The sequence below is a fragment of the Mesorhizobium sp. M1A.F.Ca.IN.020.03.2.1 genome, from assembly GCF_004023205.1.
GTDB lineage: Bacteria > Pseudomonadota > Alphaproteobacteria > Rhizobiales > Rhizobiaceae > Mesorhizobium.
On the sequence record NZ_RZSV01000217.1, the window covers coordinates 1 to 9,304 of the forward strand.

General features: G+C 64.4%; 8 protein-coding genes. All 8 read left to right on the forward strand.

What is annotated here, in order from left to right:
• The first annotated feature begins 91 nt into the window (after window positions 1–91).
• Complete coding sequence (locus EOA79_RS25620; protein ID WP_127335110.1) at window positions 92–1,903, forward strand: phage/plasmid primase, P4 family; 1,812 nt, start codon at window positions 92–94, stop codon at window positions 1,901–1,903.
• A 342-nt stretch (window positions 1,904–2,245) separates the two neighbouring features.
• The gene (locus EOA79_RS25625; RefSeq protein WP_127215564.1) at window positions 2,246–3,082 is read left to right on the forward strand and encodes a hypothetical protein; all 837 of its coding nucleotides are present in this window, start codon (window positions 2,246–2,248) and stop codon (window positions 3,080–3,082) included.
• 96 nt (window positions 3,083–3,178) lie between these two features.
• The gene (locus EOA79_RS25630) at window positions 3,179–3,775 is read left to right on the forward strand and encodes a phage tail protein (protein WP_127215565.1); all 597 of its coding nucleotides are present in this window, start codon (window positions 3,179–3,181) and stop codon (window positions 3,773–3,775) included.
• A 154-nt stretch (window positions 3,776–3,929) separates the two neighbouring features.
• Complete coding sequence (locus EOA79_RS25635; RefSeq protein WP_127335109.1) at window positions 3,930–4,517, forward strand: hypothetical protein; 588 nt, start codon at window positions 3,930–3,932, stop codon at window positions 4,515–4,517.
• On the forward strand, window positions 4,514–6,514 hold the full coding sequence (locus EOA79_RS25640; RefSeq protein ID WP_245479178.1) for a terminase gpA endonuclease subunit: 2,001 nt from the start codon (window positions 4,514–4,516) through the stop codon (window positions 6,512–6,514). The genes EOA79_RS25635 and EOA79_RS25640 overlap by 4 nt, the downstream gene beginning before the upstream one ends.
• Window positions 6,511–8,115: a phage portal protein gene (locus EOA79_RS25645; protein WP_206522092.1), complete on the forward strand. Its 1,605-nt coding sequence runs from the start codon at window positions 6,511–6,513 to the stop codon at window positions 8,113–8,115. Before EOA79_RS25640 ends, EOA79_RS25645 begins: the two co-directional genes overlap by 4 nt.
• The gene (locus EOA79_RS25650) at window positions 8,115–8,387 is read left to right on the forward strand and encodes a hypothetical protein (protein ID WP_127335107.1); all 273 of its coding nucleotides are present in this window, start codon (window positions 8,115–8,117) and stop codon (window positions 8,385–8,387) included. The genes EOA79_RS25645 and EOA79_RS25650 overlap by 1 nt, the downstream gene beginning before the upstream one ends.
• Window positions 8,388–8,395: 8 nt before the next feature.
• The coding region (locus EOA79_RS25655; protein WP_164893945.1) for a S49 family peptidase at window positions 8,396–9,304 on the forward strand (909 nt) is incomplete at its 3' end.

Genomic DNA, 9,304 nt, shown 5'->3' on the forward strand with positions numbered 1-9,304 from the left:
GGCCGCGGCCGGGCAGGGCGATCCCGATCGTCTGGCCGCGGCCTGGCTGCGATTTCGCCTCCATGGCTGCCGAGGCCGCGAAGAGGGTGGCATGAGCAGCAAGAACCCCGCCATGCCGGATCAGGTGGCCGCCGTCCTCGAGGAAGCCCAGCGCCAGGCCGCCGCCTATGGGATAGAGCCCCGATCCCCTTTGTTTGGCGCGAGTGAAACGTGGCGGCAGCTTCCCGAACAGCCCGACGAGCAGTCGGTGCTGAGCGACTGCGCCTTGGAGCCCGAGACGGATATCGGGAACGGCCGGCGTTTCCTGATCCGCTACGGCTCGCGCGTCCTGCATGTGGCGCGCGTCGGCTGGCATGGTTTCGACGGCACGCGCTGGAAAGAGGACGAGGACGGGTCCGTGGTGCGGCCGCTGGCCCAGAGGACCGCCGAATTGATCTCGGCCGAGGCGGCGCTGCTGAGCGCGACCGAAGATGAAGAGAGGGCCCTGGAGGCCGGCCGGAACGCCCGCCTGGAGCGCAAACGCCTTGGCGCGCCGAAGAAGGACTGGGACGCCGAGAAGCTCGGCCGGCTGATGGAACTGGAAGACATCATCGACGCCGCCAATGAGGCGCAGAAGAGCGCCAATGCGAGGAAATCGTCGCGGCATCGTCACGCCAAAAGCTCGGCCGGTTCCTCGAAGCTGGACAACATGATGAAAGAAGCGCTGCCGCATGTTGCCAGGATGGTGGGCGACCTTAACAAGGATGTCTACGCCTTCAACTGCCGCTCCGGCACGCTGCGTTTCGTGCGGATGGAGCACGAGGAGTCGGATCCGCAGGACCCTGTCTATGAGTGGCAGCCGCGCCTCGACCTCCACAATCCCGTTGATCTGATCTCGAAGAGTGGTGAAGCCGAGTATCGGCCCGGTGCCGCGGCGCCGGTGTTCGACGCTTTTCTGAAAGAGGTGCAGCCCGACCCGGAGATCAGGGGCTTCCTGCAGCGTTTTGCAGGCTATTGCCTTCTCGGCCTCACAGTCGAGCAATGCCTGGTGTTCTTCTACGGCGCAGGCTCGAACGGCAAGTCGACCTTCGTCGACCTGCTCTGCTCGATCTTCGGCGACTTCGCCGTGACGCTGTCGATCGACAGTTTCGCCGGCGATACCAGGCGAGGGGGCAATGAGGCGACGCCGGATCTCGCGCGCCTGCCTGGGGCGCGGCTGGTCGCGGCATCGGAACCCGAAATGGGCGTGAAGCTCAAGGACGCGCTGATCAAGACGCTGACCGGCGGCGAGAAGATCGCGGTGCGGCGGCTGCACCAGGATTTCTTCGAAGTGCTGCCGCAGTTCAAGATCCTGCTTTCAGGCAACCACAAGCCGCGCATCGATGACACTTCCGACGGCATCTGGCGCCGCGTCTATCTCGTACCTTGGGAAGTCCAGATCTCGAAGGACAGGATCGATCGGGACCTGCCCAAGAAGCTGCGCGCCGAAGCCGACGGCGTCTTCGCCTGGCTGGTGCGGGGAACGCTCGACTACCTGAACTATGGGTTGCGACCACCGGAAAGCGTGCTTGCCGCGACCCGCGAATACCGGGAAGAGAGCGATCCGATCGGCGCCTTCCTGCGCAACGCCTGCATCGTGACTGGCAAGGAGGATGACGAGACTTCGCCCGGTGACCTGCACCTCGGCTATGCCAACTGGGCAGCCCGCGAGGGTGCGGCGGAGTTCAAGTCGTCGACCTTCTCGCGCAAGCTTCCCGATTACACGCGGCTGACATGGCGATCGCCTGACGGCGCGATGAAGCGCTTCTGGAAGGCGAAAAGCGGCACGACGATTTACCGGGGCATCAGGGTCAAGGACGAGTTCGTGCGGCCGCCCGGCCGCGATCCAGGCCCTTCGCCGGAGGCATACGGCTTTGAGGGCTGACCCTTTCCCCACTTTGGCGCCAAGGCCGCGAGGGACGGTAGATTGCGAGTTGGGGAAGGGAGCCGGACTGAAAGGGTTTGGGAAAGCAGCAGGTTAGGAAGCAAGGGACGCTGGGGTCGATTTCTCTCGGTTCATCCGTGCGCGGATGAGATCAAACGAAGGACAAAGAGGCATAGCGGGTGTTTCATGTATGGCGCGGATTTCATCGTCCCTTTCGACCCTCCCGTCCCGACATCCCGGCTAGCCTGCTGCTTTTGTTCGCTTTGTTGGCTTTTCGATTTGGGACGAAGAGCAGCGAGTTGGGTCGATAAGAGAAAAATTGGGACGAAGGAGTGAAAGCACATGAAGACGGTGAACATAGAAGAGCTGTTGACCTGGGCCTTCGTCCATGAGCTGCCGAAGGGGGGTGGCGTGGAAGGTCTGGAAAATCCGCATTCGGCCTGGCGCATGTTGCAGGCTTCTTCCTGGGGCAAGATCACCAGCTTTGGCGAGCTTGGCGCGCTGATCGATGGAGGCCGCAAGGACTACGACAATTTCTGGATCGAGCAGGGCGAGCCGCACGAGGATGCGGTGACCGTTGGCCGGGCGGTCGCGGCGCTGGCCGCTTGCGAGGTCGTCATCCCGCAGGGCTGGAATGCCTTGGCGAATTGGCCGGATACGCACGGTTTGGCCGAACTGTACGTTGCGCGCGCAGTTGAGCGCTATCGCGCCCGTTCGCACGAGCAACGCGGCGAAGGCATTGTCAGCCTGGTCGTCGGAACCGCGATCCTCGGGCGGGAGCCTGACTGGGGCGCGGACCCTGCCAGGGTTCGGCTGGCCGAGCGCGGCGGCAAGCCGGCCTGGTTCGTCATGAAGCGCGTTACGGACAATAACGGCCAGACCTACGACATCGAGGTGCATGGCTATGACGAGCGCCTCAAGCGGCCGGCGAAGGGCGCTTACCGAAAGTACGAGTTCTCGACCGATCCGAGCGGCGACATCATGGGACGGCTCGACTACCAGATCTGGGTCGCGGCGCTGCGCTGGCTCGAGGCCGAGCTCGGGCCGCAGCTGATCGCGCATCGGCTAGTGTCCTCTGATCGCACGATGACGCCATGGCTCGAGGAGGACAGACCTGGGGTTTGGTTGGCACACAACGATGCGGATCAACGCGCGAAAAAAACCGCCTCCGTCCGTTGACGCGCGGCAGAAACTTGACATAGACCTGATCACGGTAAGAAAGAACTCGCCCCGGCGCTCCTCGCGACCGGGGTTTTTCATTTTGGGAGTACGAGCGTGAACGGCCTGCTGACGATCAGGTGGGCCGATCTGTCTGGTCTCAAGCGGCTGGACAATGCGCTGGGCCGCTTGAGCGAGATGCAGCGCAGCTTGCTGCTTGCGCGAGCCGTAAATCATGTCGGCGATCGGTTGCGCACCAAGCTGACGCGGACGCTCGCGAACCAGACGGGCCTGCCGTACCGGACGATCCGCAGGGCGATCAAGGTCGAGCGGGCCAACTATGGCGAGCTCGCCTATGCCATGCGCACGCAGGGCGGTGACGTCTCGCTCAAATACTTCAAGCCGCGCGAGACGCGGGCTGGCGTGACCGCTTCGCCCTTCGGCGCGCGGCGGCTGTATGCCGGTGATTTCGCCAAGGCAGGTCGGTTTCCAAATCGCGTCACCGCCAAGGGCTTGGGCGGCCACGTCTACGCGCCGGATCGCTCGTCGACCAGGTGGGGCAGGCCGGTTTCGCTCGTGGATTCAGGCGTCATCATCCCGGCCGAGATGGTCAAGGGCGACACGGCTCAAGAGTTTACAGCCTTCGCCAACCGCGAGCTGCCGCCGAGGGTCATGCACGAGATCAGCTTCATGCTCCCTGGCTTCTTCGACTAACTGGGCAAGACAGCCGTGCCGCCACCCAAGGTATAGGGACCGTACCGCGCCCCTCGACCTCAAACGGGCAGACCCGCCCCTGGATTTCCGCCAGTCGCACCATCGAAAAAGTTGGGTTGTCAGGGTTGTCAGCGGCTCGAAGGAAGTTGTCTGGATGCCGTCTGAAGAAACCGTGATGGCGACGCCCGCCGAGATCGCGGCGCGCGATGGCGTCACGAAGCAGGCCGTCACCAAACTGGTGCGGCGACTGGTCGAGGAGCATGACCTTCCGGTCGAGCGCGACGCTCGCGACCGGATCATGCGGTTTTCGCTGGCGCACTACGATCACTACCGCGGCGAGTTCGCTAGCTCCGAGAAGATTGCGGCCGCTCGCAAGGACGCGCCGTCGGCTCCGTCGGCCAACTCCAGCACGTCGCGCGACGAAGCGCTTCGGCAAGAAGCTTGGCTCAAAGTCGGACGCGAGAAGCTGCGTCGGCAGGAGCATATCGGCCAGCTGGTCCGCGCCGACCGGATGCGTGAAGCCCTGACCGTCTGCGGCCGTGAGATCCAGTCGAGCATCGCCCGTCTGCAGAACAAGGCCGACGACATGGCTTTGGCAGTTTCGCGAGAAGGCGCCCATGGGCTGCGCGTGCTGTTGCGCAGCATCGCTTTCGAGTTGAACACCGAGATTGCCGATCGGCTCGGCGCCATCGTCGAGAAAGCCGCGGAGCATGACGAGGTGCTCGAGGACGAGGAGTTGTGAGCGTCCATTTCGGGCTCGGCCATCCCGGCGCGCTGCGCCTTGCCGGCATGGCGCTTGCGGAGGCGATCAGGCCTCGCCCGCCGGCGCGCTTTCGCGAGTGGCTGCCCGACAACATCGTGCTTGTCGACGGGCCTAAGAAGGGGGAACTCTGGGCGCTCGAAGACGCGCCATATCTAGGTGAGATCGCCGACTGCCTGTCGCTCGAGCATCCCTGCAATCTGGTGACGGTGCGCAAATCGCAACAGACGGGCGTCTCGATCCTCGCCCTTGCCTGGTCGCTCTACATCGCCGACACGGCGCCGGACAACACCATCTACGGCCTGCCGTCGATCGACTTCCTGCAGGACATGAACAGCCAGAAGCTGCAGCCGCTTATCGAGGCCTGGCAGGCGAAGACTGGCAAGCAGGTGATCTTCCCGGCCGTGAGCCGGTCCGGCTCGGGCTCGACCATTTACGAGAAGCGTTTCGCCGGCGGATCGCTGATGCTCGCCAACGCCAACGTGGCGACCGATCTCTCGGGCAAGACGACGCGCTACGGCGTCAAGGACGAGGTCTCCAAGTGGCAGACCCATGTCAGCGGCGACGATCCGGAAACGCTCTTTTTCGGTCGCTTCACCGCCTTCCGGCGCACGAAGGCCTTCAAGATCTTCGAGCTGTCGACGCCGGAGATCGACACCGGCGACGACCTGGGCGACCTGCCCGGGCATTGCCGGATCGACCGTTCCTTCAAGCGCTCCGACCAGCGTTTCTGGAACATTGCCTGCGTTGAATGTGGCGGAGAGTTCGTCCAGGCCCACGAGGGGTTCCATCTCGATCGACTGCATCCGCACAAGAGCTTCTATGTCTGCCCGCATTGCGGGCACATCATCACCGAAACCGAGCGGGTCATCGGCGTCCGCAATGGACGCTACATCGCCACCCTGACCGGTCCTGACCGGCACCCCGGCTTCCACGTCGATGCCTTCATCTCGCTGATGATGAGCTACGAAGCGATCGCCGAGGACATACTCAACCACTCCAAGGCCGGCGGTCTCGGCGACAAGGGGATTTTCAATCTGGTGTACGGCCTTCCCGCAAAGGTGAAGGGCAACGCGCCGGAATACGAGCGGCTGATGGAGCGCCGCGAACCCTTCGCGGAAATGAAGATCCCTGCCGATGGGCTCATTCTCGTCGCCGGCGCCGACGTGCAGCACAATGGCATCTGGACCCTCGTCGTTGCCTTTGGCGAGGACCGGCAATGCTGGGTGCTGGGCGTCCGCTTCTTCGAGGGTGCGACGGACAACGCCGGCGAAGGCGCCTGGACGAAGCTCGGTGAGTTCTTCGCCAAGCCGCTCCACGACGCTTTCGGTAGCTGGCGGCGGATCGAGGCACTGGCCGTGGACGGCGGCGACGGCGGCCGCACCAATCAGGTCCTGGAATGGTGCCGGCGGCGCCCCAATGCCTATGCTGTCAAGGGCGTCGGCGGACGCGGTGTGCCGGCAATCAGCGTCCCGGCCAAGAAGTCGGTCACCAAGCGCGGCAAGCGCAAGCGTTTCGGCAGCGCGATGCTATGGCCGGTCGGCACATGGGGCCTCAAGTCGGAACTGTTCGCCAATCTGCACAAGCCCGGCCTGCGTTCCGGCGAGCCGGCCGATCCGCCGGGCTACGTGCATTTCGGCGACTTCCTGCCGAAGGAATATTTCCTGCAGCTCACGGCGGAGGCCTTCGTCGCCGAGGTCGTGCGCGGCAAGTTCCATGAGGAATGGAAACGCCTGCGGCCGGACAATCACTGCCTCGACGCGCAGGTTTACGCCATGGCGATGGCGGAAATGCTCGGGCTGTCGACCAACAGGGCCGACGACTGGGCGGCCCTGCGCGAGCGGCTGAGACCGGCTTCGAAGCCGGACCTGCTTCACGGCCTGCGCCATGCCCCGAAGCCTGAGACCACGGACCCGACGGAATCGACGACGGACGAGGTCTCGCAAGCCCGTCGCGAGAAATGGAAAAGGCGCGCATGAAGTTGCTGGAGCGGATATTCGGCAGGGAAGGCGCGTCCGCTCCTCGTCCGTCCGCAAATGCCGGGTATCTGCGCGACAGCCGTTCGCGGATCCTGTCAACGCGCGGCACCGCGCTGCGCGATCATCGCGACGAGGTTCGCACCGCGTGGCGCCGCGCGGCCGGCCTTGCCATGGACATCATCCAGAATTCCGGCCGTCTGAGAGGCGCGGTCGACCAGGTCATCGCCGACACCGTCGGAGTCGAGCTCATCCTCAATCCGATGCCGGACCTAGCAAAGCTTGGTTATGACAGGAAGGAGACGGACGATTTCATCAAGCTGTTGAAGGCCGAGTGGAAACGTTGGGCGTGGAACGCGCGCGAATGCGACCTCAAGGGCAAATTCATCGTGCCGCAAAAGGTGGACATCGCTCTGCGCCATGACGTCGTCTTTGGCGAGGCGCTGATGCTGATGGACTATATGTCCGCCGGCGACCGCCGCCGTTATGGCATTACGTCGGGCACCAAGATGTGCCTGACGACGCCTACCGCTTTGGTGCAGGACACCAGTGAGTTCGAGGGGCTGTATCAGGGCGTTATCCACGATCCGAACGGCCGTCCTGTCGCCTACCGTCTCGCCGAGAAAGAAACCGGCATCGTCGTCAAGCGCGACCATCGGGCCTATGACGCGCAAGGGCGCCAGATGGTCGCTCATGTGTTCGACCCGGTGGACGGCAACGACGTGCGTGGCATTTCTCGGCTCGTCGCGGCCTTTCGCGAATACCTGCAATGGGAGACGCTGGTCGACGTGACGATCCAGACCGGCATCCTGCAGACCGTCTTTGCCCAGGTGCTGACCAGCGAAAAGCCGTCGGCGGAGGCCTTCGAGGCTCTTGAAGCGCTCGGCGAAAGTCAGGACGGCAAGGAACTACGCGCCCAGTTCCGCGACTATTTCCTTGCCGTCATGGACAAGGCGGCCGAAAGCGAGATCTCGGTCGGCAGCGATCCGAAAATCTCGCATCTGGCGCCCGGAGAGAAACTCGACCTGATGTCGACGGGCATTCCGGGGCCGCAATTCCTGCCCGTGTCCAACGAGCTGCAGCGCGGCATGGCGCGCGCGATCGGCATCAGCGTTGCCAGCTACACGATGAACTATGAGGGCGCGACCTATTCCTCGACCAGAATGGAAGGGGCGTCCCTGCACCCGGTTGTCACCCGCCGCCGCGATCGCATCGCTTCGCCGATTTGCCAGATCGGCTTCGAGCATCTGGTGGACGAGCTGATCGGCACCGGCCGGCTGCCGTTCAAGGGTGGCTACGAGGCTTTCTCCGCAAACCGGGACAGGGTGCTTTGGGCAATGTGGCAAGGCCCGGCCAAGGCCACTGCCGACGACCAGAAGAGCGCCAAGGCGGCGAGCGAACGGTTGCTCAACGGGACGTCGACGCTTGACATGGAATGCGCGGAGATCGGCGCCGACGCGGAGGAGGTCTTCGAGCGCCGGCTCTACTGGCACAAGCGCTATGTCGAGGCGGGCATGCCGTCGCCGTTCGGTCAGGGGCCGGGCGACGCGAAGGACGACGTCATCCAGGACGAGAAGGCATCGAAGAAAAAGGAAGATGCCTGATGCCGACCCTCGTCACCATCAACGGCGTTGCCGTCGACCAGGATGACCCCTGCGCGCTCTATCAGGCGCTCTATGCGGTCAAGCTGCGCGCGCTCGCCGGCGAGCATGTCGAGGAACTTTCCATCCAGTCCCCGGTGACCCGGGAGCAGCTTCGTTTTTCCGGCGCCGACATCAAGGCGCTCGACGCCGAACTGATGCGCCTCGCGGCTGCCTGCTCGGCAAAGAACGGAAAGCGTTTGCGCTACGCCAAGACCATGCGGTTCATCCGCTAGGAGCCTCCATGACATCGCTGATCCATATCGCCGACCGGGTGCTGAACCGGCCGCTGCTGATCACGCGTGACAAGGCCGAGGTGGTGCTTTCCGTCCTTGCCGGCAGGCTCGGCGTCAATGCGCCCCAGAGTTCGCGATTCGAGGGGGGATCGGTCGTCGAGGACGAGAACGGCGCCCGCCGCGCCGTGCCTTATCGCGTCACCGGCGACGGGGTTGGCATCATCACGGTCACCGGCTCCCTGGTCAACCGCGGCGCCTGGGTCGGTGCCAGCTCCGGTCTGACCTCCTACGAAGGGATCGGCTTCCAGCTGAAGTCGGCAGCGGCCGACCCTGCTGTGAAGTCCGTCATCCTCGACATGCATTCGCCAGGCGGCGAAGCCGTGGGCGCCTTCGAAACGGCAGCCCTCGTGCGCGATCTTGCCGCAAGGAAGCGAACCGTCGCGGTCGTCAACGGCATGGCGGCTTCGGCCATGTACGCCATCGCGTCGGGCGCCAACGAGATCGTCACCACGGAAACCGGCATAGCGGGCTCGATCGGCGTCGTTCTTCTGCACGCCGACTTCAGCCGGCAGCTGGACCGCGACGGCATCACGCCGACCCTCATCCATGCCGGCGCCCACAAGGTCGACGCCAACCCTTTCGAGCCGCTTTCCGACGCCGTCCGCGAGGACCTGCAGGCCGAAGTCGACGCCTTCTACGGCGCCTTCCTCGGCACGGTGGCCAAAGGGCGGGGCTCCAGGCTCACCGCAGCCGCCGCGCGCAAGACGGAAGCACGCACTTTCATTGGCAAGGCTGCGGTCGACGCCGGCATCGCCGACCGGGTCGGTTCGTTCGAAAGCGTACTTGCCGAACTTTCCCGCGCCTCCACGCCGAACGGCGGGCGCTCAACCCCGCAGAAAGGGAGCACATCCATGAGC